The following is a 26024-nucleotide window of genomic DNA, read 5'->3' as shown; positions in this document are numbered from 1 at the left end:
CGGCCGCGCCACCCGCCCGGCGCGGCCGGGACGGTCTCAGACCGCGCCGGTCTCGCCGTCGGTCAGTTCGCGGAGGATGTCGGCGTGCCCGGCGTGCCGGGCGGTCTCCTCGATCATGTGCACCAGGATCCAGCGCAGCGACACCTCGCCGAGCTGCGGCTGCCCGACGACGTGGTCCAGCGGGAACCGGGCGGCCACCTCGCGGGAGCGCACGCAGGCCGCCTCGTACGCCTCGACGAGGGACTCCAGGGTCTCCCCCTCGGCCAGGGCGAAGCTCGCGGCCGCGTCCTCCTCGGAGGTCGGGAACTCCTCGCCGGGGGCGGGGTCGAGCAGGATCGGGAACCAGTTGCGTTCGATGACGGCCAGGTGCTTCACCAGGCCGGCGAGGGTGGTCGCGGAGGGCACCAGCCGGCGAGTGGCGTCGGCGTCGGTCAGCCCGCGTACCTTGCGCAGCACGACGGAGCGGTGGAAGTCGAGGAACGCCTCGAGGATGGCTCGTTCGTCGCCGGTGCGGGCCACCACCGGCGCGAGGGTGGGATCGATCCGGATGTCCGCCATTCGCAGGACCCTAGTCGGCGGGTGGCCGGGCGCGCTGCCCCGGCAAACCCTGCGGACCGGCGATCCGCCGGGCAGGATGGGCCCATGGCATCAACGGTGAGGATCCCCCTGGTGGACGGCCCGGCCGACGGCGAGACGATCGACGCCGAGCTGGACAGCAACGACCGTCCCCCGCTGACCCATCACCACCTGGGCGCGGAAGGGCTGGCCGACGCCCAGATCTACGAGTTGGAGTCCGTCGGCGAGCAGTGGTGCTACCGCTGGCGGGGCCCGGCGGTCTGAGCACCGGGTGTGGCGGCGCGGGCGGCGGTCGGGTCACTCCGCCCGCCGGCCGGTCAGGCGGCCATCCGGGCCAGGCTCCGGTTGCGCAGGCTCTCCAGCACCGCGCGGGTGACCTGGGAGGTGCCCCGGGCCTGCTCGCAGACGTCGGCGACGCGCCGGGCGGTCTCGTCCGCGCGGGACTCCCGCTCGTCCCAGAGCCGGTCGACCTCCGCGAGCAGCGGACCCTCCACCTCGCGCTCCACGCCGCGCAGCGCCGGCACCCCGAGCCGCTGGGCCAGGTCGAAGACCTTCCCGGCGTACGGCAGGGGCAGGAACGGGGTGCCGACCATCGCGGCGAAGATCAGGAAGTGCAGCCGCATGCCCACGGCCAGGTCGAAGTGCCTCATCAGGCCGAGCACCTGCCGGGGTGAGTAGTCGCCGTGCAGGATCCGGCCCCGCTCGGCGGCGACCATGTGCGACAGCACGCCGTGCGAGTGGCGGATGTCGTCGCGTTCCATCGGCACGAAGAGCACGTACGCGTCGATCCGCTGCACCAGGAAGTCCCCGATCTGGGCGATCAGCCGGTGGTACCCGTCGACGTCGAGCCGTTCGGCGGCCCGGCCGGGCTCCCGGACGCTCAGCCCGACCAGGCGTCGGCCGGCCGGAACGCCCTCCTCGCGCAGCAGCCGGGCGGGGAACTCCTCCGGTGTGAGCAGGAACGCCGGGTCGGCGGTGACGGTGATCGGGTTGAGCAGACCGGCCTCCTCCAGCACCATCCGGGACTCCTGGTCCCGGACGGTCACCTCGGTCGCTCCGGCCAGCGTCTCCCGGACCATGCCGGTGTCCACCCCGTCGTTGAGCGGACCGACACCGACCGCGTACGTCAGCAGGGGCAGTCCGCGTTCCTGGGCGACCCGGACGACCCGCAGGTAGCGGCGGGCCTCCTTGTCGTAGAGGATGCCGCCGCCGCCCAGGATCAGCAGGTCGAGCTGGGCCAGCACCTCGGCGGAGTCGACCCGGCTGACGCCCTCCCAGGGCACCGCCTCCACGTCGGGGTGGGCGAGAGCGGTGTGGGCCGGGTTGCGGGAGAAGACGATGATCCGGGCGTTCGGCTCCTGCTGGCGCAGATCGGCCAGCAGGCCGGTGAGGATCGCCTCGTCACCGAGGTTCCGGCCGCCGTACGAACCGAGCACACCGATGGTCAGTCCGGTGTCGTCTCTCATCCGTCACTCCTCCCCGGGTACGTCCGGGGCGGTTTCCCGCTGCGCGCCGGGCCATGCCTCGTCGCACGGCGGCCACGCGGAGCCCTGCCTCGGCGCGGCGGCGCGGCGGCGGGTGCAGAGCTGTTCTGCACCCGGATGCGCGACGCTCAGCCGGGGCGGCCGAGCAGCCGGGACACCAGGGCCGAGACCACCTCGTCGGGGTCGAACCCGGCGTCGATCGAGGTGCTGAGCAGGTCGAGCAGGAGCCCGTCCACCGCGTAGTGCAGCAGGGCCACCTCGAAGGCCCCGCCGGGCAGCCCGGCCGCGACGTGGAAGGCGACGTCGTCGCGGTACCCGCGGCGCAGCGTGTCCCCGAGGACGCGGGCCAGCCCGGGGCGGCGGACGGCCTCCAGCCGCAGTTCGATCAGCGCGCGGGTCAGCTCGGGCTGGGCGGTGGTCCGCTCGACGATGTAGCGCACGTAGTCGGTGAGCAGCTCCGGCGAGGGCTCGCGGGCGCCCAGTTCGGCGAGCCGGTGCTCGTCCGGGGCGAACCGTTCCATGATCCGCTCGCCGAGCGCGCCGAGCAGCGCGTCCCGGGACCGGAAGTAGTTCGAGGCGGTGCCGACGGGCACGCCGGCCTCGGCGTCGACGGCGCGATGGGTCAGCCCGCGCGCCCCGGTCGCCGCCAGCACCCGCAACCCCGCGTCGGCCAGCGCCGTCCGCCGCTCCACGTTCCTCGCCACGAGAATCACCCTAGCGCAACCACGACAGGTGTTGTAGTTTCTCAACCACGACAGCAGTAGTGATTGAGGAGTTCGATTGCGCAAGCTCGTGTACTACGTCGCCAGCACCCTCGACGGCTTCATCGCCGCCCCCGACGGGTCGTACGACTTCTTCCCGCTCGACGACGACGTGCGGGAGCACCTGGTGGCGCACTGGCCCCAGACGTTCCCCGGCTTCGCCCACGGGCAGCTCGGCATCGACCGGCCGCAGGGGCGGTTCGACGCGGTGGTGATGGGCCGGCACACCTACGAGCCGGCCCTGAAGGTGGGCGTCACCAGCCCGTACGCCCACCTGGAGCAGTACGTCTTCTCCCGCTCCCTGGCCCCGGCCGACTACCCGGAGGTGGAGATCGTCGACGGCGACCCGGTCGCCTTCGTCCGGGAACTGAAGCGGCGCGACGGCGGGGACATCTGGCTGTGCGGGGGCGGCGAGCTCGCCGGGCAGCTGCTCCCCGAGGTGGACGAGCTGGTCGTCAAGCTCAACCCGTTCCTGCTCGGCAGCGGGGTGCCGATCGTCGACCGGGAGTTCGACCCGCGCCGGTTCCGCCTGGTGGAGACCCGCCCCTTCGACAGCGGAGTGGTCGTCCTGCGCTACCTCGCCGGGTGAGCCGGTTAACCGGTTGTCCCGCACCCATCCGTCCACCACCGTGGACGGATGGGTGCGCCGACGAAGAGCCGGATCGGCTGGCCTGACCTGCCCGAGCAGGTCCGCTCCGCCGTACAGGAGATGCTCGGCGACGAGGTGGTCGCCGCCATCTCCCAGCCCGGCGGATACTCCCCCGGCACCGCCGACCGGGTCCGCACCGCGCGTGGCGGGCGGGCGTTCGTCAAGGCGGTCTGCCCCACGTTGAACGCGCACAGCGTCACGCTGCACCGCGCGGAGGCGGCCGTCGCGGCCGGGCTGCCCGGGTACGCCCCGACACCCCGGCTGCTCGGCTGCCACGACGACGGCGAGTGGGTGGCGCTGGTCTTCACCGACGTGGACGGCCGGCACCCGCGAACCCCGTGGCGGGACGACGAACTCGCCGCCGTACTCCGGACGCTGGAGGTGCTGGCGGCCACCCTCACCCCCAACCCCGTCCCGCACGTCCCGGCCGCCGCCGAACGGCTGGCGACGGACTTCACCGGCTGGCACCGGATCGCCGCCGACCCACCCGCCGACCTCGACCCGTGGGCCCGGGCGCACCTGCCCGAGCTGTGCGCCGCCGCCGAACGGGGTCTGGCCGCGCTCGACGGTGAGACCCTCTGCCACGTCGACCTGCGGGCCGACAACCTGCTGCTCGACACGGCCGGCGCGGTCACCGTGGTCGACTGGCCGCACGCCTGTCGGGGCCCGGCCTGGCTCGACACCGCCCTGCTGCTGGTCAACGTCCTGCTGCACGGCGGGCACGACGTCGAGGCGCTGCTGCGCCGGCTGCCGCTCACCGCCGCCGTCGACCCCGACGCCCTGACCGGGGTCCACGCCGGCCTGGCCGGGTTCTTCCTCGACGGCGCCCGGCGACCGCCGCCACCCGGCATCCCGACCGTCCGGGCGTTCCAGCGGGCCCAGGGCGACGCGCTGCTGCCCTGGGTACGCCGTCGGCTGCGCTGAACCGGGGCGCTCCTGTGGCAGGCTGGGACCGTCCACGCGGGAGGAGCCACAGGTGACCACGACGGACATCCCACCGGCGGTCGGCGCGCCGGCCCGCCGCGCGTTGACCGCCGCCGGCTGGACCCGACTCGACCAGCTCACCGGCGTCACCGAGCGGGAGCTGCGCGCCCTGCACGGCGTCGGACCGAAGGCGATCGGCGTGCTGCGGGAGGCGCTGCGGCAGCGCGGCCTGCGCCTCGACGGGGACGACACCACCGCCTGACGGTCGCCCCGGCGTGGACGTCGACCGAAGCTCGCGGGCGGTCCGACGCATCTCGAACGAGGCGTCCGATGACCGCCAGACCCGCCGGCAGTCACCGACCAGGCTGGTTGCCATGACGACGACACTTCTCGACGGCAAGGTGGCCCTCGTGACCGGCGGCAGCCGGGGCATCGGGGCGGCGACCGCGCTGCGGCTGGCCGCGGACGGCGCCGACGTGGCACTGACCTGGCGGCAGGACGCCGAGCAGGCGGCGACGGTGGTGAAGCGGATCGAGGCGACCGGCCGCCGGGCGCTCGCCCTGCGGGCCGACAGCGCCGACCCGACCGCCCTGCGGGAGGCGGTCGACCGGACGGCCGACGAGCTGGGCCGGCTCGACATCCTGGTGAACAACGCGGCGGTGTTCCTGGTCGGCGCGGTCGACGACTTCGACGCCGCCGACCTGGACCGCACCATCGCGGTCAACGTCCGGGCACCCTTCGTCGCCGCGCAGGCCGCCGCCCGGCACCTGGGTGCCGGCGGCCGGATCATCTCGATCGGCAGCAACGTCGCCGAGCGGGCGGTCTTCCCCGGGCTGGCCGCGTACGCGATGAGCAAGAGCGCGCTGGTCGGCATGACCAAGGGGCTCGCCCGGGACCTCGGGCCACGCGGCGTCACGGTCAACCTGGTCGTACCCGGGCCGACCGACACGGACGCCAACCCGGCGGACGGCCCGAACGCCGAGACGATCCGCGGCTTCACCGCCCTCGGCCGGTACGCCTCCCCGGACGAGGTGGCCGCCGCGGTCGCCCACCTCGCCGGCCCCGACGCCGGGACGTCACCGGCGCGACGATCACCGTCGACGGTGGCTTCACCGTCTGACCCGCCGGGCGGGTGCGGAGCGACCTGCTCCGCACCCGCCCCGACCATCCACGCCCGGACCCGCGCCCGATGACGGTGAGGGGCGGAGATGGTCGAGTCGTTCCACGAGTTCGTGGTGCAGCGGTCGTGGGCCGGTCACTGCGGCGCGCGGACCTCGTGGGTGAGGAAGGGCAGGACGGCGGCGGGCAGGGCCGGCGAGGCGATGACGTCGTAGTGGGTCAGGCCGGGCAGCACGGCCAGCCGGGAGGCGGGCCGGTCGGTGCCGTCCCAGCCGGCGTCCCGGTGCCCGCCACCGAGCAGGCCGTAGAAGTACGCCATGTGGGTCACCGGGATCGAGTCGGCGTCGGCGTAGACCAGCAGGGTGGGGGTGGTGAGCGCGGCCACCTCCGCCGACCAGTCGTACTCGCGGCGCAGCAGCTCACCGGTACGGGCCCACAGTCGCGGCCAGTCCTCGGGGCGGGGGGCGATCCGGGCGTACAGCTGGTGCGGGGGTGTGCCGCGCATCTGCTCGCCGACCCGCTCGTCCTGGGCTGCCATCGCGGCCAGCACCTGCGGGTACCAGCCCTGCCGCCGGCAGGGCGTGGAGACCAGCACCAGCCGGCGGACCAGCCCGGGCTGCTGGATCGCGGTACGCAACGCCACCCCGCCGCCGAGCGAGTAGCCGAGCACGTCGGCCTCGGGCAGGTCGAGGTGGCGCAGCAGCGCGGCGACGTCGCCGGCCATCGACTCGTACCGCAGTGGACGGTCGACGTCGGCGGTGCGGCCGTGCCCCTGGAGGTCGACGGCGATCACCTGCCGCCGGGTGGCGAGGGCGGGCAGGACCGGGGCGAACATCTCCACCGCGCCGTACCCGCCGTGCAGCAGCACCAGCGGGTGGCCGGCGCCGTGCACCTCGTACCAGAGGCGCAGGCCGTTCACGTCCGCGTAGCCCACCAGCGCCTCCCGTCGTCCCCCGTCAGGTGATTCTGGTACGCCGCGCCGGCCCTGCACGGGCGACGCGCGCGGGTCGCACCGCCGGACGACGCGGCACCGGCCGATCCCGGCCGTCGGCGGCTATCCCGGCCGGACGCAGGGGTCGGTGACCGTGTAGGTCGGGCTCTGCGCCGTGCGGCCGTCGGTGGCGGTCGCCCGTACCGACCAGGTCAGCGTCGACGCGCTCAGGGACCCGATGGTCGCCCGCGCGGCCGATCCGTCCACGGTGGTGGCCCGGACCGATGTCCTGCCTCCGGCGGGTGTCCACCGCACCACGGCGTCCCTGAGCGTGGCGCTACCGGCGACCCGCACGGCGAGGCTGTACGTCTGCGCACCGCACCGCACCACGCCGGTGGCGGAGACCGTGAACGGCGCGGTGACCCGCGCCGGGCCGGTCGGCCGGGGCGCGGTCGGCACCGGGGCCGGCGCCGCGGTCGAGGCCGGTGCGGCGTCGCCCGGCGCGGCGTCAGGCGTGGCGGGCGTACCCGGCCGGGCCGCCTCGGTCGCGTCCACCGATCCGGACGTCGCGTCGGCGACGCCGGACGGCGGTGGCGTGCCGGGTGCCGGGTTGCCGGCGGCGGTGGCCGCGCCGGACGGCAGGGGCACGGCGGCGGGTGCCGCCGGCTCGTCGGCCCGTGGCCCGAGTGCCCCGGACACCGGCCGGCCGGGGCCGTCCTGGGCGGCGGTCGGGCGGCCGGGCGCCAGCGCCCAGGCGCCGAGCACGGCGAGCAGGACCAGCGGCGCCGCCGTCGCGGCCACCCGGCGACGCCTGCGGCGGCGTTGCGCCGGCGAGGTCACCCGGACGGGGTGCGCCGCACCCCGTCGCACCACCGCAGGCTTCGCCGGCACCGCCGAGTCCGCCGGCGCCACCGCACGATTCGCCGGCACCGCCGTGCGTTCCACCGACATCGCGGCCGGTTCGACCGGCACCGCCGCACGATCCGGGAGTCCCGCCCCACCGTCCACGGGCACGGCCCCATGCTCCGGAGGCGCTACCGCAGCCTCCGCCGGCACGGGCGCCTGGTCGGGCGGCACGGCCGCGTGGTCGGGCGACGCCGCCGCACCATCCGGCGACACGGCCACGTGGTCCGGCGACACGGTCGCACCGTCCGGGGACGCCGCCGACGTGGGTCCGTCCGCCGGCCCGCCGGGTTCGTCGGACCCGGGCGGCAGGTCCGCCGTCGGGTCGGCCGTCACCGCGCCCGGCCCGGTCGCCGCATCGGCCGGGGTCGCGCCGACGAGGCGCGGCCACACCGTGTCGGCGACGACCAGGAAGGCCGGTGCCGTGTACGCCGACAGCAGCGCGGCGGGGCTGAGCTGCTCCCGCCGCAGCGATCCGCAGACCGCGCAGCTCTCGATGTGCCGCGAGACGCGCTTGCGCAGGGTCGGGGTGAGCCGGCCCTGCCAGCCGTCGACCAGTCCGGCCAGGGTGGGACAGTCCCGCGCCCCGGTACGGGCCACCAGCAACGCCCCCAACGCCCGTTCGAGCTGCGAGCGGGCACGCGACAGGCGGGCGTGCGCATGGTTGGTGGGCACCCCGAGGGCCGCGCCGATGTCGGCGGACGACAGGTCGTGCCGGATGGCCAGGTGGACCACCTCACGGTCACCCGGGTTCAGCGCGTCGGCGGCGGCGTGCACCAGGTGGCGTACCTGCTCGGCGTTGACCCCCGTGGCCGGGTCGGCGAGGTCGGCCACCGGCTCGCCGGCCTCCTCCAGCGGCCGGGATCGGGACCGGTCCCGCAGTTGCCGCAGGCATTCGTTGCGCACGATCGCGTACAGCCAGGGGCGCAACCGGTCGGGCTCGCGGAGCTGGCCGATGCGCTGCCCGGCGGTGAGGAACGCGTCGTGCACGGCGTCCGCGGCGGCCTCCGGCTCCCGCAGCACGGTCCGCGCGTACGTGTACAGCCGGTCGGCGTACCGCCGGTACATGCCCTCCAGGCCGGCCCGCTCGCCCCGACGCACCGCCTCCACCAGGGCGATGTCGTCCTGTGCCGCCGTGTCCATCCGTGTCCCCCGCTACTCGTCGACCGGTCCAGTAGAACCGCCGAATTTTTTCTTCGGAACTTTCTGTTGGCATCCCGACCCGGGGGCGCTCCTACCGGTGTCGCACTGAACATTCGTAGGAGAGGAAGACACCATGCGAGATGGATCGAACCGCACCCGGTGGTCGCGTCGCACCCCCGTTGTCGTCGGGTCCGCGCTGAGCGCGCTCGTGCTCGGCCAGTTGGCCCTGACCGGCCCGGTGGCGGCGGTGCCCGGCCTGAGCATCAAGACGACGACCGGCCCCAGCAACAGCATCGCGAAGTCGCAGAACGCGACCTGCCCGGCCGGCACCGTGGTCATCGGCGGTGGTGGCGCGATCACCGGTTCCGGGCTCGGGCAGGTCGGCATGGACATCATGCGTCCGCTGATCGGCGGGACCACGTACTCGGTGACCGGTCGTGAGGACGAGAACGGGGTCGCCGGCAACTGGGCGGTGACGGCGAGCGCGGTGTGCGCCCCGGCGCCCAAGGGCCTGGTGACCGTGTCCGGCAGTTCGGCGCCCAGCCTCGGCTCGGCCAACTGGTTCGAGAAGTCCTGCCCGCTCGGCAAGCACGCCATCGGGGTCGGTGGCGCGGTCGTCGGAGCGCCGAACAGCGAGGTCGTCCTGGAGGATCTGCGCATCCACCAGAGCAGCGTCGTGGTGGCCGGTGCCGAGGACGGCACCGGCTTCGACAAGTCGTGGTGGCTGGACGCCACCGCGATCTGCGCGGACCCGCTGCCCGGCGAGCAGCGGGTCACCGACGACAGCGTCTACAGCTCCGCCGCGACCCGGTCCGTGACGGCCACCTGCCCGACCGGCACCCGGGTGCACGGTGTGGGCGGCGAGATCCTCGGCGGTGACGGCGAGGTCCGCCTGACCGAGATGCGGGCCCGGACCTCGACCACGGTCACGGTCGCCGCCGCCGAGGACGAGGACGGCTTCGGCAGCAACTGGAAGGTTCGCGCGTACGCCGTCTGCGCGAGCTGACCCGCCGATGTGTGGTCCGTGCCGGCCGTCCGGCACGGACCACCACGCCCGGCCCGCCGCACGACTCGGGACGACGTGGCCCCGCGCCGTCCGGGCGGGCCGGCCCCGCCGCCGCGTACCCGGACGGCGCGCCGGTCAGGCGGGTGTCCGGACGGGGCCCGTGGAGCGCCACGGGGCGACGGTGGTCCGGCCGGCATGGCGCAGCATCGCCCGGACCACCAGTGGGTGCACCAGGCGTACGACGGCGAGGTAGGCGCGGCCGGACCGGGACCGGGTCGCCGCCAGGGTGGCCACGGTGACCGTCGTGCCGTCGGCGTCCGGCTCGACCAGGACGCCGGCGCGGAAGTCCAGGTGGCCGGCATCGGTGCCCAGCAGCACCTCACGGTCGGTACGGGTGATGGTGTCGAAGGCGGAGGCGTCGCCGCGCTCGATGCCGAGCGGGGTGACCAGCCGGTTCCTCAGGTGCAGCAGCGCGAGCACTACCCGGGGCGGATTGCGGAAGACCGCGTCCGCCCAGTCCTGCGGGTCGGTGGTGGTGCCGGGTGGCACCCGCAGCGCGAAGGCGTCGGCCAGGTCGGGCCGGTGGACGGAGCCGTGCAGCAGGGTCGCGGCGGCGGGGACCGGCACGACGCGTACCCGGACGCTCTCCACGCCGACGGCGAGCCGGGCGCGCCACGGGTACCGGACGGGGTGCGCGACGGCGCCGGTCACGACGCGTTCGGCGTTGTCCAGCAGGTGCTCGATGACGGTGTCGTGGCAGACCCGTACCAGGGTGGGCCAGAGCAGGCGCATCCGCCCGACCGGCCGCGCGCTCAACCGGTGCCGCAGCACGCAGGCGTCCGGGCCGCGTTCCTCGACCTCCAGGGTGTGGGTGCCGATCAGGCCGGTGCGCGGGTGGAAGGTCAGCTCGACCCGCCGGCCCGGCTCGTACCCGGTGACGTGGTAGCGGATCGGGCCGTGCCCGCCGTCGGCGCCGACGGCGAGCGGTCGGTCGAACCGCACCGGCACCCAGGCGGGTACGGGCCACAGCGGGTCGTCGGCGGCGCCGATCCGGTCGACCAGCCGGCCCACCACCGCGGCGGGAACAGGTAACGCTCGTTCGTGGACGTTGTGCACCGTGGCAGCCATCGTCGCCTCCATACGCTCCCGTATGTTTCCGTACGCTACCGTACAGTGATGAGCGAGCGACGCGTCAAGCACGGTGACGGGAAGCGGACGGCGCCCCGGCTGACGGCCGACGACTGGACCTCCGCAGCGCTGGACGCGATGGCCGGCGGGGGCCTCGCGGCGGTCGCCGTCGAGCCGCTCGCGGCCCGGCTCGGCGCCACCAAAGGCAGCTTCTACTGGCACTTCGCGAACCGGGACGCCCTGATCGAGGCGGCCGTGCTGCGGTGGGAACGAGAGCACACCGAGGCCGTCATCGGCCACGTCGAGGCCCAACCCGACCCGGTGGCCCGCCTCCGGCTGCTCCTCGACCTCGTCCTGGAGTCCACCGTGCTCCAGGCGGACAATTCAGTCGAGCTGGCGATGCTGGCCACCGCCGACCATCCGCACGTCGCCCCGGTGCTCGCCCGGGTCACCGAGCGACGGGTGGCGTACACCGCGAAGCTGTTCGCCGAGCTCGGCTGGCCGGCCGAAGAGGCCCGTCGGCGTGCGCTGCTGGCGGTCACCGCCTACCTGGGCCACGCGCAGATGGCACACGTCGCGCCGGGAACCCTGCCGGCCACCGAGGCGGACCGCCACCGCTACGTCGAGCAGGTCTTCCGGCTGCTCACCGCCCCCGAGCCGCAGCGGCAATAACCCCTGCCCCGAGCGCCCTCGGCCGTCGCCTCTCCCTCAGTGCCGGCACGGACTCCGTCCGAGTCTCGACGGGACCGCCTGCTGACGCATGTCCGACAGTACGGGCGGCCACCACAGTGGGCGGTCCGGGTAGCGTTCCAGGTGATCGACAACAGCGCCGGACGTGGGAGGCGTCGTGACCGGTATCCCCCTCGCCACCGCGCTCACGCGCCTACGCCAGGAACTCGGCAGCGCCCTGTCCGACGGCACCGCCGACCGGTTCGAGGTCGAACTCGCGGTGGTCGCCGAACGGGACGGTGACCAGGTCCGCTGGCGTCTCGCCGGGGCCGGGGACGACGCGCCGCACCGGGTGACGGTCACGCTGAGCCGTCCCGTGCCCGCCGTGCCGTCGACCCGATCGGTACCGGCGCGTCCGCGGCGGAGGCCGCCCCTGCCGGACGACGAGGAGATCGGCGAGGACATCCTCGGCGAGCTGCCACCGATCGTGCGCCCGAAGCCGGGCTACGACGGCGGTGACCGTGACGAGTGAGCCGTCGACCGGCGTGCCGGGTGACGCGCCGGACCCGCTGGAGAAGGCCAACGACCGGATCCGGGACACCGCGAAGTGGCTGGTGGCCAGCGCGGCGGCGGTCGGTGCCGCGCTGCTGGCCGGCAGCCAGCTGTCCAGCATCGGGCGGCTCCAGCCGGCCTGGCCCGACTCGGTCGAGCACGCCCGGCTGTGGGTCGCGGCGGCCGGCGCCATCGCGGGTCTCGGGGCGGTCGTGTACGCGGTGTGGACCGCGGTGCAGATCCTGCTGCCGAAGCTCGTCCTGGTCGGGGAGTTGGCCGCCGAGTGGGAGCGACCCGGCCGGGCGGCGGCGCCGGTCGTCGCCCGGTTCCGGGCGAACCCGAAGTACCTGCAGGGCTTCGCCACGCCGCAGCAGGTCATCGACGCCCGGGAACGGCTGATCGCCGAGCAGCGCCGGGCGCCGGCCGAGGGCGAGCCGCCGGTGGACCGGGCGGCGGTCCGCGTCCGACTGGCGGACCTGGACGAGCGGATCACCGCGATCGAGGACATCGCCACCCACGAGGCGTTGCGGGCGCAGTTCCAGCACACCCTGCGCCGGCTGCTGTTCGCCACCGGCCTCACCGCCGCCGGCATCGTGGCGTTCGCCTGGGCGGCGAACCCGCCGGCCCGTACGCCGGCCGCCGATCTGCGGCACGCCCGACTCATCGGGGCGTACCTGCGCGACGCCGACCTGCGCGACGCCAAGCTGGACCACGCCGACCTGACCGGAGCGGACCTGACCGGCGCGGATCTCACCGGTGCCTCGATCCGCGGCGTCGTGTGGCGGGACACCACCTGCCCCGACGGCACCAACAGCGACGCGAGCGACGGGACCTGCGCCGGCCACCTGTCCTGAGCGAGCAGCGGAGCCACGACAGGAGGTGCCGACGGCGTGGCGCTCGAAGAGCACGTGCGACGGACCGTCAAGGTGACCGGGGTCAAGTACGGCACCGGGTACGCGGTCAGCACCGAACTCGTCCTGACCGCGCGGCACGTCGCCGGCCGGGTGGGTGACACCTGCGTGGTGGCGCGCGCGGAGGGCGACGCAGAGCACCCCGCCGTGGTCGTCTGGACCGGCGACCACCTGGGCGCGGACGCCGCACTCGTACGGGTCTGCACGTCGCTGTGGGACCCCGGGGAGGTGCTCACCCGTTACGGCGAGCTGCGCGGCGTCCGCCCGGTCGACTGCGTCACGGTCGGCTACCCGAAGGTCCGCCGGGACTCCGCCGGCCGGCGCCGGGTCGACGAACTCTTCGGCGCCGTCATGCCGACGCTGGGTTTCGAGGACGGCCGTTACGCGTTCAACTCGGCCCTGATCCCGCCGGAGCCGCTGCCGCCGGCATCCGACGGCACGGATGAGCCCGCCCGGCCGGCATCGCCGTACGCCGGCCACTCCGGCGCGGCGCTGCTGACCGCCGACGAACAGGTCCTGATCGGCGTGATGATCACCGATCCGGCCGCCTACCCGACCGGCCGGCTGGAGGCGGTGCGGGTCGTCACCCTGCTGGCCGACCAGATGTTCGCGCACCTGGTCGGCAGTGGTCCGGAGCAGGTGGAGCAGATCCCGCCGGTGGTGCTGCCCAGCGGCGTGCTGGAGCACGACGAGGCGCTGCTGGAGTTGGACCGGGCCAGCGCGCTGCGCGCCGATCGGCTGCCGTACGTCGCGCCGGACGAGGACGACCCGATCCACCCTCGACGGATCCTGGCCGAGTTGGACCGGCGCGCGGGTGAGACCGGTCTGCTGCTGGTGGGCCCGGCCGGGATCGGCAAGACCCGCACCTGCTACGAGGTCGGCCAGTTGGCCGTGGAGTCCGGCTGGCGGGTGCTGCACGTGAAGCCGGGTGAGCCGGCGGTCACCACAGACCACCTCGTACAGGTGCTGCAGACCGGCTCGACCGATCGGGTGCTGTTCATCGTCGACTACCTGAACCTGAGCCGCCTGGACTACCCGGCCGTCCGGTACCGCCTGCTGCCCGAGGCGCGACGCCGCAACGTCCGCGTCGCCCTGCTCGCCTCGGCCCGTCCCGGCTGGTACCACAAGAAGGACAACGCCCCGGTCAACCAGGTCTTCACGCCGGTGGGGCTGCAACCCGAAGCCGGTCACCTGCACCGGATCCGTCACCAGATCATGACGACCCTCGCCCCGACCGCGCGTGCCCAGCTCGGTGAGGACAGGCTCGCGGACCTGTGCGGTACCCGACCGGTCATCGCCACCCTCATCGCCACCGAGGCCGAGGTCCAGGCCGTCTCGGGGCGGCTGCGGCAGTCCGTGGAGTCCGGCCGGCTCCGCCCGGAGCAACTGCTGCCGTGGCTGGTCAACCGGCTTCAGGAGGACGGGCTGCTCTACGCCGCCGCCGACCTGCTCTCCGACGACGACCCGCCGCCGGCGCTGCAGTGCTACGCCGCCATGGGGGCGGCGATGCCGCAGGACCGGGCCAGTGTGCTGCGCTGCGGCGCGCTGGTGCACGGCGACGACGTCGAACAGGCCGAGCGCCTGCTCGACGTGCTGTTCGCGATGGGCTGGGCGGTGGACACGCCGGAGGGCGTCAGCATGGTCCACGACATCGTCGTCGACCAACTGCTGGAACGCACCACGCTCAGGCCGGCGACCAACACCGTACGCCGGGCGGTGGCCGACCGGATCCTGGACGGCAGCCTCACCCGGGCGCGCAGCATCGGCCGGTACGCCATGAACCTCGCCCGGCTGCTGCGCGACCTGGAGGACGACGAGCGGGTCAGGCGCCTCGGCGAGCACTGCGCGGCATGGTTCGACACCCACGCCACCGCCGTCGGCGCGGTGCTCTCCACCGGCCAGGACGAGGGGTCCTACGCCCTGGGTTCGATCATCGACGATCCCGCCTGGTCACCGGTGCTGTTCCGCAGGTGGGAGCAGGTCGTGGCGCCCTGGCTCGCCCTGCACGGCCGGTCGCTGCCGGCACGACACCTGCTCTACAAGGGGCTGCGGGCGGTGCGCCCGGAGCAGTTGGACGAACTCCTCGGCGTCGCGTCGACCTGGCTGCGGCGACACGGGACGCGGCTGGAGGCGAGCTACGTCCTGCATCCCCTGCTCAGCCGTTGGGACCTGCCGCCGGATGTGCGGGAGCAGGCGACCACGACCGCCGCCACCTGGCTGGACCGCCACGGCGCCACCATGGACGCCGGCTACGTTCTGCATCCTCTGCTCAGCCGCGAGGACCTGCCGCCGGACGTGCAGGAGCAGGCGACCACGACCGCCGCCACCTGGCTGGACCGCCACGGCGCCACCATGGAGGCCAGCTACGTCCTGGACACCACGCTGCGCCGGGCGCCGCTGACGCCATCGCTGCGGGACGCCGCCCGGCGGTGGCTGGCGCTGCACGGCGACCGCGTCGAGGCCAGCCACGTGATCAGCAGGCTGCTGGGCCGGGAGGAACCGGAGTTGGCCGAGTGGAGCACCGGCATCGCGTTGCGATGGTGGGACCGCCACCATGACGCGCCCGTCAGCGCGTTCGTGCTGGGGCCGCTGATCGAGCGGAGCCCCGACCCCGAGGTCATTGCCCACGCCCTGCAGTGGCTGCAGCGGCACGGGCTCGCCCCGGAGGCGGGGTACGTCCTCTACGCGTTGCTCCGGCGCGCCCCCGATCCCGACACCCACCGTCGTGGTGTCCCGTACGCGCTGAACTGGCTCGACCGGCACGGAGCACTCGTGGACGCACAGTTCGTGCTCTCCGCGATCCTGCCCCACCCGCTGGATCCCGCCGACACCCGCCGTGCCACCGACCACGCCCGCGCCTGGCTCGACCAGCACGGCTCGACCGTCGAGGCGGCCCTGGTGATCAACGTGCTGCTCGACCGTGCCCCCGACCCGCCCGGCCGGCGACGCGAGATCGCGCAGGGGTTGACCTGGCTGCAGCAGCACCGTACGACCAACGCGACCAACGCGGCCTTCCTGCTCTGCGGGCTGTTCGAGCACGCCACCGATGCGCCCACCCTGCGGCGGGTAACCGAGCACGCCCGCGTCTGGTTCGACCACCACCACACCACCATCGACGCGGGCTTCGTGCTGCCGCAGCTGCTGGCCCGCGTCCCCACGATCGCGGGCGAGCCGTCGTTCGTCGCCAAGGTGGAAGAATGGATCGTGGCGCACGCCGACCGCTCCGACGTCGGCTTCGTCGCCAAGCACCTCGCCCGTCAGCAGCGGCTCAGCCCGGCCATGGCCAGCGCCATCGTGGACGGCGTCATCGCCGCGCCGGACGCGACGGACGTCGGATGGCGGCTCACCCCCGTGGCGAAGGCCCGCCTGCCGGAGCACGGCGGCCCGAGACAGGAGATCCGCACCCGCAAGCTCCTGGACCGTGAGCCGCTGCTCGCCGACCGGATGCTCACCGCCGTGGACCGGCACCTCGCGGCGGTGACCGCCATCCCGGACACCTTCGCCTCGAGGCCCGAGATGTACGGCCTCGTCAACGAACTCTGCCGGACCGTGACGTACCTGAAGGGCATCGGCGGCGCCCGCCTCGACGACATCGTCCTCACCTGGGTCACCAGACCGGACGCGCTGGTGCAGCCCTGCCCCGAGGGCTCGTACTACCAGTCGCTGGTCTCCCGGATCTGCGCGATACTGCGGACCGGGCGGCTGGAGCCTTCGGCGGCGCTGGCCCTGGTGGGCCGGCTCGAGGTCTGGGTGCCGACGTGGCGGATTGCCGGGGACCGGCAACAGATGGACGACTCGCTGGCCGACCTCGATCACGTACGCAGACAGCTGTCGGCCGAACGCGCGAGCCCGACCCGCCGGGGGGATCCGGTTCGTCGGGCACCGGGCCGATGACGTCGCGGACGGCGGCGTCGGGAAGGCTGGTGCGCGGAAAACTCCCCGGAGCCTCGCGCTCCGGACTGGGAGACTGCGCGGCATGGGGAATTCGGCGGTCTACCGGATACACACCGGCGACGACCTCGACGCAGCGTATGCGATGGCCCGGCGTCTGCTCGCCCACACATCGGTCGACTGCCGCTGCCCGCAAACGGTCAGCGCCAACGCAGAGACGAACACTCATGAACTGGACCGGTACCTGGGCATCCGCCCCGCGTTCGTGTCCCTGTCCATCCCGGCGCACCTGCTCGCTCAGGTGCGGAACGTCCTGGACCCACAGCTGCCACCGGCCGACAGACCGAGAGCGGACCGGGACGGCAGCGCATTCCTCATGACGGACATGACGACCGAGGTCGTGACAGCGTTCCGTCAGGTGTCACCGATCAGCGCCGAGGTCTCCACACCCGAACACCCGCTGCCGGACACCTCGGTCGACGCGTTCCTGGTAGCGGCGGACACGGACCCTGCATCGATCTCGTGGGACACCTGCTGGCCGAGCGAACACAACCGGAGCGGATTCGAACTCGCCATCAACGGGTCCGAACTGTGGCACGCTCCGGCGCCGCCCGGCCACAGTCTCTACGTACACGTCCATCCGGCAAGACCCGAGCTTGCGGACGACCTCGCGGCGGCCGTAGGAGGACAGGTCAGGGGTGAGCCCGCGCTGGGCTGGTGACATCCCCGCCGGCCTCGGCGGCGCTCACGGAGAACCCGCAATCTTGGTGATGAAAGGTGGGCGCGGCAGGTTTCGAACCTGCGACCCCTCGCTTGTAAGGCGAGTGCTCTCCCACTGAGCTACGCGCCCGGAACGCCCCGTACGGCGGGCCGGAGGTTGGCAAGCTTACCTGCCGCCCTCCGGCCCGGTCGAACGGTGTGCCCGGTGGGGGCGTCAGCCGGCGACGGCCTCCGCGAGGGCCTTGCGCCAGCCCTGCTGGTCGCGCGCCTCACCCGGCATGTTCATCTCGGCGAACCGGACCACGCCGGCCTTGTCGATCACGAACGTGCCCCGGTTGGCGATGCCCGCGACGTCGTTGAAGACGCCGTACGCCTGGGCGACCGCCCCGTGCGGCCAGAAGTCGGCCAGCAGCGGGAACTGGTACCCCTCCTTGTCGGCCCAGATCTTGTGGGCGTAGACCGAGTCGACGCTGACGGTGAGGACCTGGACGTCGTCGTTGACGTACTCGTTGAGGTTGTCGCGCACCTCGCAGAGCTCCCCCTGGCAGATGCCGGTGAAGGCGAGCGGGTAGAAGACCAGCAGCACGGTGCGCCTGCCCCGGTAGTCCGAGAGTCGGACCTCCTGGTTGTTCTGGTCCTTGAGCACGAAGTCGGGCGCCTGGGCGCCAACCTCGATCGGCATGCGAGCTCCTTGGGTCGATTCTGGAGGTGGCATCAGCCTGCCACACCCGGCGGCGGCTGCCGCCGGGCCACGGCGCTCGGGCTACTTCTTGCCCTTGGAGCCGCGCCGCAGCACGAGGCGGGCTCCGCTCCAGTCCCGACCGGCGTTGACGGTGGAGGTCTGCTGCAGGCCGGCGGTCTGCGCCGACTCGGCGACCTCGCTCGGCTCGACGTGCCCGTCGCGGCCGGCCTTCGGGGTCAGCAGCCACACGACACCGGCGTCGGCCAGCGGGCCGAGGGCGTCGACGAGGAGTTCGAAGAGGTCACCGTCGCCGTCGCGGTACCACACCAGCACCGCGTCGACCACCTCGTCGGTGTCCTCGTCGACCAGATCTCCACAGCGGTCGGTAAGGGCGTCCCGGAGATCGGAGTCGACGTCGTCGTCGTACCCCATCTCCATGACGACCATCCCCGGCTCGATTCCGAACCGGTCCGCCAGGCTGCGTACCCCGTCGGCGGCCTGACCAGCGGTCGCGCTCACTGTCGCGTGCCTCCTCATCTCATCCTCGCCCGACGGCGTCGTCGACGCCGTCGGGCCAAGTCCACACAGTTGCGGCCCCCCGCGCAAGTGGCGCACCGGGTGGAACGGAATTTACCGTGCCAGCAGCGCGCGGGCACCCTGGGTAATGGCTTCCTCGGAGACCAGAACCTGACGCGCCGCCGGACCTAATGGTACAAACGAGTCAATTGCGGCTACTCGCCGCGCGGCTCCGACATATCCGGCATCGACCAGGGCCGCGATGATCCCCTCGCCCACCCCGCCGGAGCGGCGCGTCTCGTCCACCACCAGCACCCGGCCGGTCGCCGACGCCTCCCGGATGATGTCCGCCACCGGCAGCGGGGCCAGCCAGCGCAGGTCCACCACCCGGGTGCCGATCCCCTCGTCGGCGAGGATGGCCGCCGCCCGCAGCGACATCCGCACCCCGTTACCGAAGGTGAGGATCGTGACGTCCTCGGCGGAGCCGACGCCGTAGACCCGGGCCCGGCCGATCGGCACGTGCCCGGCCGCCCACGCGCCGGGTTCGGCGTACTGCCCCAGCCACTCGCCGTCGCCCGGCTCGTACAGGTCACGCACGTGGTAGAGCGCGATGGGCTCCAGCAGGACGCTCACCGTGCCGTCCACCGCCGCGGCGGCCAGGCAGGTCCGCAGCAGCGGCGCGGCGTCGTCCGGCCGCGCCGGCACCGCGATCACCAGGCCGGGCACGTCCCGCAGTACGGCCACCGAGTTGTCGTTGTGGAAGTGCCCGCCGAAACCCTCCTGGTACGCCAGCCCCGGCACCCGCACCACCATCGGGTTGCGGAACGCACCCTGCGAGAAGAACTGCATGGTGGCCGCCTCGCCGCGCACCTGGTCCTCGGCGTTGTGCAGGTACGCCAGGTACTGGATCTCCGGTACCGGCAGCATCCCGGCCAGCCCGGCGCCCAGGCCGAGCCCGAGCACCGACGTCTCGTCGAGCAGCGTGTCGAAGACCCGGGCCGCGCCGAACTTCTCGCGCAGCCCCTTGGTCACCCCGTACACCCCGCCCTTGGCGGCGACGTCCTCGCCGAAGACCGCCATGCCGGGGTGCGCGAGCATCGCGTCGGCGAGCGCCGCGTTGACGCTCTGCGCGAGGGTCAGCGGGCCGGCCAGCTCCGGCGGCTTCCCGCCGAAGACCTCGTTCCGCGTCGCGGCACCCGGCCCGGCGGCCCGGGCCGCCAGCTCGGCCACCGTCGCGGCGACCCGGGCCGGCCGGCGCGGCGCCAGCGGGGCCACCACCTCGGCCACGCCGCCCAGCTTCGGCTCCTCCAGCACCTCCTCGGCGATCCGGCGGACCTGCCAGCCGCGTTCGTCGTACCGGGTGAGCAGTTCCTCTCCGGTGGCCACGCCGGCCTCCACCAGCATCCGGGCGGTGGCCAGCAGCGGGTCGCGCGCCTCGTCGGCGGCGATCTCGGCGGTGCTGCGGTACGCGGTCTCGGCGTCGGCCCCCGCGTGCCCCATCAGCCGTACCGTGCGCAGGTGCAGCACCGCCGGCCGCCGGTGCCGCCGTACCCAGGCCGCGGCCTCGGCCGCCACCGCGTACGTGCCGACCGGGTCCTCGCCGTCGGCGGCGAAGTACCGCACCCCGGGACGCGCCCGCAACGCCCGCTCGACCCAGCCGTCGGGCGAGCGGACGCTGATGCCGAGGCCGTTGTCCTCGCAGAGGAAGAGCACCGGGATGCGCAGCCCGGTGTGGTCGTACCAACCGGCGGTGTTCAGCGCGGCGGTGGCGCTGGCGTGGTTGACCGAGGCGTCGCCGAAGGAGCAGACCACGATCGCGTCCCGGGGCCAGGGCGAGCGCAGCGGGCTGTCGCCGCCGCGCCGGCCGGCGGTCTCCACCCGGCGCAGCCGTTCCAGGGCCAGCCCGAGGCCGACCGCCCGGGGCAGGTGCGAGGCGATCGTCGAGGTGGTCGGCACGACGGCCAGGTCGGCCCGGCCGAAGACCTTGTGCCGGCCCCCGGCGATCGGGTCCTGGGACGAGGCGACCATGCCCCGCAGCACGTCCCGCGCCGCGGCCGCGTACGCGTCGTCGCCGGGTCCGCCCGGTGGGGGCTCGGCCAGGGCGGGCGTGGCAGGCTCAGCGGCGACCTCCTCCCGCCTGACCGGGTTCGTGCCGGCCGCGGGGCGCGCAGCATCCGCGTCGTCGGCCGCCGCCGGGTCGGCCGGCAGCTCGACGGTGACCGCCTCGGCGGTGCCGTCCACCCCGACCCGGTACCCGGCCGTCACGGTGCCGGCCACCCCGGCCTCGGTGACGGTAGGGGCGGCGGGCCCGGAACGGTCGGCCGGCTCCGGCCCGCCGCCCGTCGGGTCCGCCCTGTCGTCGTCGGGGCCGTCGCCGGCCACGTCGTCGTCGGGGCCGGTCCGCCGCCCGTCGGGCCCGCCGTCGGCCACGCCGTCGTCGGGTCCGCCGGCAGCGGTGGGGCCGCCGGAGGTGGGCGTGCCGTCGCCGGGGCCCGGGGCGGGGAACTCGCCGGCGGCCTGCGCGGCGCGGGTGCAGTAGAACGCCCCCGAGCGGTAGTGCAGCAGCGCCGGGTCGGTGGGGCGCAGCGCGGCGGCGACCGCCGCGTTGGCCTCATGGCCGGCCGAGCCGATGGTGTAGTAGCCCTCGTCGAAGCTGCGCAGCCAGCGCCCGGCCAGGTCGAGCTGGCGGCTGGTGACCTGGGCGTCGAAGAGGGCGAGCAGGTGCCGCCCGGTCAGCGCGGCGCCCGCGCGCACCGGTTCGCCCGGGTCACGCCGCCGCTCGGGCTCGGGCAGCGCGCCCAGCGTCTCCCGGAACCGGTCGTCGAGATCTTGCGGGGTGGTCACGTCGATCAGCATTACCGACGGAGGCCAGGGTCGCCCACTCAGACACGATCCGCCCGGGCGGTCTCACACCTCACCGTCCGGGCAGCCGCCGTCGGAGACCTTCCACACCAGCTCGCGCAGGACGGCCAGTTCGCCGGTGCTGAGCGGGGCGAGCAGCCGGGAGTCCGACATCACCCGGTGCACCCGCTCGCGCATCCGGCGGCCCGCCTCGGTGACGACCAGCGTCTTCTGCCGCCGGTCGGCGGGGTCGAGCCGACGCTCGACGAGACCGGCCTGCTCCAGCTTGTCGACCAGGGCGGTCACGTTGGAGCGGTCGCAGCGCAGCTGCTCGGCGAGGTCGCGGGCGGGCGACGGACGGTCCGGATCGAGCTGGTGCAGAGCGCGGGCGGCGGCCGGCGTGAGGCCCAGCCCGGCGATGTCCACGTCCTGGTAGTGCCGGATGGCGGCGGCGACGTGCATGATCCGCCGGACCGCGTCGCCGGCCAGCTCGGCGCGGTCGCCCGGGTCGGCCCCGACGCTGTCAGTCACACCGACAATGGTACGCATCCCGCAACAATTGACCCGCTCCACTGTCGGGTAGGTCAACCAGCCCCGCCGGTAGTGACGCCGCAGACGGTCGTCGACAGGCTGCCGGGAAGCCGGTGCCGCACCCCCCTCGCGCTCCCGGCGACCGGCAGTTTCCCGGAAGGAGGGGCCATGCCGTTGCCGCGTGACCACGCTTTCCACGAAAGAGTGGCCACGGCGCACGGCCCGGGGCGGGCATCGCGGCCCGGGGCGGGCATCGCGGCCCGGGGCGGGCATCGCGGCCCGGGCGGGCGACGTCGGGCCGGGGCGGGCGTCAGCCGGGGAGGAAGGAGAAGCGGACCTGGCGAGTCGGGTTGTCGCCGTTGGTGTCCACCAGACACACCGACTGCCAGGTGCCGAGCTGGAGCCGCCCGCCGAGCACCGGCAGCGTCGCGTACGGCGGGACGAACGCGGGCAGCACGTGATCGCGGCCGTGCCCCGGCGAGCCGTGCCGGTGCCGCCAGCGGTCGTCGGTGGGGAGCAGGTCGTCGAGGGCCCGCAGCAGGTCGTCGTCGGAGCCGGCGCCGGTCTCGATGATCGCCAGGCCGGCGGTGGCGTGCGGCACGAAGACGTGCAGCAGCCCGTCGCCCTGCCCGGAGACGAACCGCTCGGCCTCGGCGGTGATGTCCAGGACGGTGGGCCGGGCACCGGTCCGGACGGTGATCACCTCACTGCGCATACGGCGCATTCTGCCGCACCCGCTCAGGAGCTGCCGCCACCGTCCGAGCCACCACCCGACCCGCCGGAGTCACCCCCGCTCCAGCCGCCGGAGTCGCCCCAGCCCCACCCGCCGCCGGAGCGGTCCCCGCTCGACCCGTCGTCGGAGCAGCGCGGGTCGGAGTCCGCCGCGCCGGGGGCGACGACGCCGTAACCGTAGTAGCCGCCGTCGTCGCGGGCCGGGCGCCGGCCACGGGTCCGCCGGGTGTCCCGCGCCAGCCCGACGACCAGCAGCAGCGCGAACACGCCCAGCACGAGGAAACCCACCATCTCCACCCTCCCCAGGGCCAGGCCGACCAGTCCCAGGACGATCCCGGCGAGCCCGGCGCCGGCCGTCACGAGCCCGAGGGACGCCACCTGCCATCGCATGGCCCGGAGGGTAGGCGGCAGCGGCAAGCCGGCCGTCGGGGCGGCGCGCGTGCCGGTCGCACAAAGTTACTGGTGGGTACCTGTGTCGAGCGTCGCGTCTCCGGGCGGTGGACGTGACGACGGGTGCCAACAGGGGGCAGGATGGCGCTAGAGACCTATCCCACACACAACCGAGGGAACGCCTGTGGCTACGGAACGCAAGCGCCCGGTGATCACCGCTGGTCTGCCGAGCCAGCTTCCGGACATCGACCCTGAAGAGACCGGCGAATGGGTCGAGTCGCTCGACGGTGTCATCGACGAGCGCGGGACCAAACGCGCCCGCTACGTCATGCTGCGCCTGCTGGAGCGGGCCCGCGAGCGCCAGGTCGGGGTGCCGTCGCTGACCACCACCGACTACATCAACACCATTCCGCCGGAGCGCGAGCCGTGGTTCCCGGGTGACGAGCACGTCGAGCGCCGGATCCGGGCGTACGTGCGGTGGAACGCCGCGATGCTGGTGCACCGGGCGCAGCGCCCGGAGATCGGCGTCGGCGGGCACATCTCCACCTTCGCCAGCTCCGCCTCGCTCTACGAGGTCGGCTTCAACCACTTCTTCCGGGGCAAGAACCACCCCGGTGGCGGCGACCACATCTTCTACCAGGGCCACGCCTCCCCCGGCATGTACGCCCGGGCCTTCCTCGAGGGCCGGCTCAGCGAGCACCAGCTCGACGGGTTCCGCCAGGAGCTGTCCCACCCGGGCGGCGGGCTGCCGTCGTACCCGCACCCGCGGCTGATGCCGGACTTCTGGGAGTTCCCCACGGTGTCCATGGGTCTGGGCGGCCTGAACGCGATCTACCAGGCGCGGTTCAACCGCTACCTGCACCACCGTGGCATCAAGGACACCTCCGACCAGCACGTCTGGGCGTTCCTCGGCGACGGCGAGATGGACGAGCCGGAGACCCTCGGCGCGATCGGGGTGGCCGCCCGCGAGGAGCTGGACAACCTCACCTTCGTGATCAACTGCAACCTCCAGCGGCTGGACGGTCCGGTCCGCGGCAACGGCAAGGTCATGCAGGAGTTGGAGGCGTTCTTCCGGGGCGCCGGCTGGAACGTCATCAAGGTGGTCTGGGGCCGGGAGTGGGACCCGCTGCTCGCCGCGGACACCGACGGCGCGCTGGTCAACCTGATGAACACCACGCCCGACGGCGACTACCAGACCTACAAGGCGGAGTCCGGGGCGTACGTGCGGGAGCACTTCTTCGGCCGCGACCAGCGGACCCGCAAGATGGTCGAGCACCTCAGCGACGACGAGATCTGGAACCTCAAGCGGGGCGGGCACGACTACCGCAAGCTCTACGCGGCGTACAAGGCGGCGACCGAGCACACCGGGCAGCCGACGGTCATCCTGGCCAAGACGATCAAGGGCTGGACGCTCGGCTCGCACTTCGAGGGCCGCAACGCCACCCACCAGATGAAGAAGCTGACGCTGGAGGACCTCAAGCTCTTCCGCGACCGGCTCTACCTGGACATCCCGGACAAGGTCCTGGAGGAGAACCCGTACCTCCCGCCGTACCTGAACCCGGGTGAGTCCTCCGACGAGATGGCGTACCTCAAGGAGCGGCGCCAGCAGCTCGGTGGCTACCTGCCGTCGCGGCGGACCACGTTCAAGTCGCTGGCCATTCCCGGCTCGGAGCGGTTCTCCGACATCAAGCGCGGCTCGGGCAAGCAGAAGGTGGCCACCACCATGGCCTTCGTCCGCCTGCTCAAGGACGTGATGAAGGACAAGGAGTTCGGCAAGCGCTGGGTGCCGATCATTCCGGACGAGGCGCGCACCTTCGGCCTGGACTCGATCTTCCCGACCGCGAAGATCTACTCGCCGCACGGCCAGCGCTACACCTCGGTCGACCGGGAGCTGTTCCTGTCGTACAAGGAGTCGACCGCCGGGCAGATCCTGCACGAGGGCATCAACGAGGCCGGCTCGGTCGCCTCGTTCACCGCCGCCGGCACCTCGTACGCCACGCACGACGAGCCGATGATCCCGATGTACATCTTCTACTCGATGTTCGGGTTCCAGCGCACCGGCGACGGCTTCTGGGCGGCGGCGGACCAGATGACCCGCGGTTTCGTGCTCGGCGCGACCGCCGGCCGGACCACGCTCAACGGTGAGGGCCTGCAGCACGAGGACGGCCACTCGCTGCTGCTGGCCGCCACCAACCCGGCGGTGGTCGCGTACGACCCGGCGTTCGCGTTCGAGATCGCGCACATCGTGGAGAACGGCCTGCACCGGATGTACGGCGAGCAGCAGGAGAACATCTTCTACTACCTCACCGTCTACAACGAGCCGATCCACCAGCCGGCCGAGCCGGCCGAGGTGGACGTCGAGGGGCTGCTCAAGGGCATCTACCGGTACTCGCCGGCCCCGCAGGTCGACGGCCCGAGGGCCAACATCCTGGCCTCCGGCACGGGCATGCAGTGGGCGCTGAAGGCCCAGCAGCTGCTCGCCCAGGACTGGGGGGTGGCCGCCGACGTCTGGTCGGTGACCTCCTGGACGGAGCTGCGCCGCGACGCGGTGCAGTGCGAGGAGCACAACCTGCTCAACCCGGGCGGCGAGCCGCGGGTGCCGTACGTGCAGCAGAAGCTGGCCGACGCCGACGGGCCGAAGGTCGCGGTCAGCGACTGGATGCGCGCGGTGCCGGACCTGATCGCCCGCTGGGTGCCCGGCGACTACACCTCGCTCGGCACCGACGGCTTCGGCATGTCGGACACCCGGCACGCGCTGCGCCGGCACTTCCACGTCGACGCCGAGTCGGTGGCGGTGGCGACGCTGCGGCAGCTCGCGCTGCGCGGCACGGTGCCGGCGAACGTGCCGGCCGAGGCGGCCAAGAAGTACGCCATCGAGGACGTCAACGCGGCCCCGGTGGGCGAAACCGGCGGCGACAGCTAGTTCCCGCGTACCCCGCAGAGGCCCGGCGCACCGCGCGCCGGG

23 protein-coding genes, 1 tRNA gene and 1 pseudogene are annotated in these 26024 nt (G+C 73.7%); 12 read left to right on the top strand and 13 right to left on the bottom strand.

What is annotated here, in order from left to right:
- Positions 1 to 36 precede the first annotated feature (36 nt).
- Positions 37 to 558 (bottom strand): DinB family protein, encoded by a 522-nt coding sequence (locus tag ACPFP2_RS06135; protein WP_424086934.1) that lies wholly within the window; start codon positions 556 to 558, stop codon positions 37 to 39.
- Positions 559 to 642: 84 nt separating this feature from the next.
- On the opposite strand from ACPFP2_RS06135, the gene ACPFP2_RS06130 reads away from it, so the two are divergent.
- Positions 643 to 840, top strand: coding sequence for a hypothetical protein (locus ACPFP2_RS06130; protein ID WP_091291638.1), 198 nt, complete (start codon positions 643 to 645; stop codon positions 838 to 840).
- Between the two features lie 53 nt (positions 841 to 893).
- Here the strand turns inward: ACPFP2_RS06130 and ACPFP2_RS06125 are convergent, their stop codons facing one another.
- Both ACPFP2_RS06125 and ACPFP2_RS06120 read right to left on the bottom strand, forming a co-directional pair.
- Positions 894 to 2042 carry a polysaccharide pyruvyl transferase family protein gene (locus ACPFP2_RS06125; RefSeq protein ID WP_424086932.1) on the bottom strand — a complete coding sequence of 383 codons (1149 nt, stop codon included), beginning with the start codon at positions 2040 to 2042 and terminating at the stop codon, positions 894 to 896.
- A 146-nt stretch (positions 2043 to 2188) separates the two neighbouring features.
- Complete coding sequence (locus ACPFP2_RS06120) at positions 2189 to 2764, bottom strand: TetR/AcrR family transcriptional regulator (protein WP_424086930.1); 576 nt, start codon at positions 2762 to 2764, stop codon at positions 2189 to 2191.
- Positions 2765 to 2840: 76 nt separating this feature from the next.
- Here ACPFP2_RS06120 and ACPFP2_RS06115 point away from each other — a divergent pair, with 76 nt between their 5' ends.
- From ACPFP2_RS06115 to ACPFP2_RS06100, 4 genes and pseudogenes are all read left to right on the top strand, one after another.
- The gene (locus tag ACPFP2_RS06115) at positions 2841 to 3410 is read left to right on the top strand and encodes a dihydrofolate reductase family protein (protein ID WP_424086928.1); all 570 of its coding nucleotides are present in this window, start codon (positions 2841 to 2843) and stop codon (positions 3408 to 3410) included.
- 48 nt (positions 3411 to 3458) lie between these two features.
- Positions 3459 to 4394 carry an aminoglycoside phosphotransferase family protein gene (locus tag ACPFP2_RS06110; RefSeq protein WP_424086926.1) on the top strand — a complete coding sequence of 312 codons (936 nt, stop codon included), beginning with the start codon at positions 3459 to 3461 and terminating at the stop codon, positions 4392 to 4394.
- A 52-nt stretch (positions 4395 to 4446) separates the two neighbouring features.
- Positions 4447 to 4656 carry a DNA-binding protein gene (locus ACPFP2_RS06105; protein ID WP_424086924.1) on the top strand — a complete coding sequence of 70 codons (210 nt, stop codon included), beginning with the start codon at positions 4447 to 4449 and terminating at the stop codon, positions 4654 to 4656.
- Positions 4657 to 4768: 112 nt separating this feature from the next.
- A pseudogene (locus ACPFP2_RS06100) lies at positions 4769 to 5514 on the top strand (SDR family oxidoreductase).
- Between the two features lie 135 nt (positions 5515 to 5649).
- On the opposite strand, the gene ACPFP2_RS06095 reads toward ACPFP2_RS06100, so the two are convergent.
- A complete protein-coding gene (locus tag ACPFP2_RS06095) occupies positions 5650 to 6447 on the bottom strand; it encodes an alpha/beta fold hydrolase (RefSeq protein ID WP_424086923.1) in 798 nt (265 codons plus the stop codon).
- 120 nt (positions 6448 to 6567) lie between these two features.
- Positions 6568 to 8490, bottom strand: a complete 1923-nt coding sequence (locus tag ACPFP2_RS06090) for a sigma-70 family RNA polymerase sigma factor (protein ID WP_424086921.1) — start codon at positions 8488 to 8490, stop codon at positions 6568 to 6570.
- A gap of 133 nt (positions 8491 to 8623) precedes the next feature.
- On the opposite strand from ACPFP2_RS06090, the gene ACPFP2_RS06085 reads away from it, so the two are divergent.
- Positions 8624 to 9496 carry a hypothetical protein gene (locus ACPFP2_RS06085; RefSeq protein ID WP_424086919.1) on the top strand — a complete coding sequence of 291 codons (873 nt, stop codon included), beginning with the start codon at positions 8624 to 8626 and terminating at the stop codon, positions 9494 to 9496.
- Between the two features lie 135 nt (positions 9497 to 9631).
- Here ACPFP2_RS06085 and ACPFP2_RS06080 read toward each other — a convergent pair whose 3' ends face one another.
- Positions 9632 to 10624 carry a DUF2867 domain-containing protein gene (locus ACPFP2_RS06080; RefSeq protein ID WP_424086917.1) on the bottom strand — a complete coding sequence of 331 codons (993 nt, stop codon included), beginning with the start codon at positions 10622 to 10624 and terminating at the stop codon, positions 9632 to 9634.
- A gap of 48 nt (positions 10625 to 10672) precedes the next feature.
- Here ACPFP2_RS06080 and ACPFP2_RS06075 point away from each other — a divergent pair, with 48 nt between their 5' ends.
- The 5 genes from ACPFP2_RS06075 to ACPFP2_RS06055 all read left to right on the top strand — a co-directional run bounded on the left by ACPFP2_RS06075 (position 10673) and on the right by ACPFP2_RS06055 (position 17368).
- Complete coding sequence (locus tag ACPFP2_RS06075) at positions 10673 to 11296, top strand: TetR/AcrR family transcriptional regulator (protein WP_424086915.1); 624 nt, start codon at positions 10673 to 10675, stop codon at positions 11294 to 11296.
- A 175-nt stretch (positions 11297 to 11471) separates the two neighbouring features.
- Positions 11472 to 11825, top strand: coding sequence for a hypothetical protein (locus ACPFP2_RS06070; RefSeq protein WP_424086913.1), 354 nt, complete (start codon positions 11472 to 11474; stop codon positions 11823 to 11825).
- Positions 11815 to 12699, top strand: a complete 885-nt coding sequence (locus tag ACPFP2_RS06065) for a pentapeptide repeat-containing protein (protein ID WP_424086911.1) — start codon at positions 11815 to 11817, stop codon at positions 12697 to 12699. The genes ACPFP2_RS06070 and ACPFP2_RS06065 overlap by 11 nt, the downstream gene beginning before the upstream one ends.
- A gap of 36 nt (positions 12700 to 12735) precedes the next feature.
- The gene (locus ACPFP2_RS06060) at positions 12736 to 16650 is read left to right on the top strand and encodes a trypsin-like peptidase domain-containing protein (RefSeq protein WP_424086909.1); all 3915 of its coding nucleotides are present in this window, start codon (positions 12736 to 12738) and stop codon (positions 16648 to 16650) included.
- Positions 16651 to 16732: 82 nt separating this feature from the next.
- The gene (locus tag ACPFP2_RS06055; RefSeq protein WP_424086907.1) at positions 16733 to 17368 is read left to right on the top strand and encodes a hypothetical protein; all 636 of its coding nucleotides are present in this window, start codon (positions 16733 to 16735) and stop codon (positions 17366 to 17368) included.
- A gap of 57 nt (positions 17369 to 17425) precedes the next feature.
- On the opposite strand, the gene ACPFP2_RS06050 is transcribed toward ACPFP2_RS06055, so the two are convergent.
- The 7 genes from ACPFP2_RS06050 to ACPFP2_RS06020 form a co-directional block, all read right to left on the bottom strand.
- Positions 17426 to 17497: transfer RNA gene (locus tag ACPFP2_RS06050), tRNA-Val, on the bottom strand.
- Between the two features lie 84 nt (positions 17498 to 17581).
- A complete protein-coding gene (locus ACPFP2_RS06045; RefSeq protein WP_424086905.1) occupies positions 17582 to 18049 on the bottom strand; it encodes a peroxiredoxin in 468 nt (155 codons plus the stop codon).
- 81 nt (positions 18050 to 18130) lie between these two features.
- Positions 18131 to 18568, bottom strand: coding sequence for a DUF3052 domain-containing protein (locus tag ACPFP2_RS06040; RefSeq protein WP_424086903.1), 438 nt, complete (start codon positions 18566 to 18568; stop codon positions 18131 to 18133).
- Positions 18569 to 18679: 111 nt separating this feature from the next.
- The gene (locus ACPFP2_RS06035) at positions 18680 to 21421 is read right to left on the bottom strand and encodes a transketolase C-terminal domain-containing protein (RefSeq protein WP_424086901.1); all 2742 of its coding nucleotides are present in this window, start codon (positions 21419 to 21421) and stop codon (positions 18680 to 18682) included.
- 51 nt (positions 21422 to 21472) lie between these two features.
- Positions 21473 to 21868: a MarR family winged helix-turn-helix transcriptional regulator gene (locus ACPFP2_RS06030; protein ID WP_424086983.1), complete on the bottom strand. Its 396-nt coding sequence runs from the start codon at positions 21866 to 21868 to the stop codon at positions 21473 to 21475.
- Between the two features lie 379 nt (positions 21869 to 22247).
- Entirely contained in the window at positions 22248 to 22652 is a 405-nt protein-coding gene (locus ACPFP2_RS06025) for a YjbQ family protein (protein WP_424086899.1), read from the bottom strand.
- Between the two features lie 23 nt (positions 22653 to 22675).
- Entirely contained in the window at positions 22676 to 23059 is a 384-nt protein-coding gene (locus ACPFP2_RS06020; RefSeq protein ID WP_424086897.1) for a hypothetical protein, read from the bottom strand.
- Between the two features lie 184 nt (positions 23060 to 23243).
- Here ACPFP2_RS06020 and aceE point away from each other — a divergent pair, with 184 nt between their 5' ends.
- Positions 23244 to 25982 carry a pyruvate dehydrogenase (acetyl-transferring), homodimeric type gene (gene aceE / locus ACPFP2_RS06015; protein WP_424086895.1) on the top strand — a complete coding sequence of 913 codons (2739 nt, stop codon included), beginning with the start codon at positions 23244 to 23246 and terminating at the stop codon, positions 25980 to 25982.
- Positions 25983 to 26024: the final 42 nt, after the last annotated feature.

It is taken from the genome of Micromonospora citrea (assembly GCF_049629545.1).
Classification (GTDB): Bacteria; Actinomycetota; Actinomycetes; order Mycobacteriales; family Micromonosporaceae; genus Micromonospora; species Micromonospora citrea_A.
This window is presented reverse-complemented; position numbering and strand designations above follow the sequence as displayed.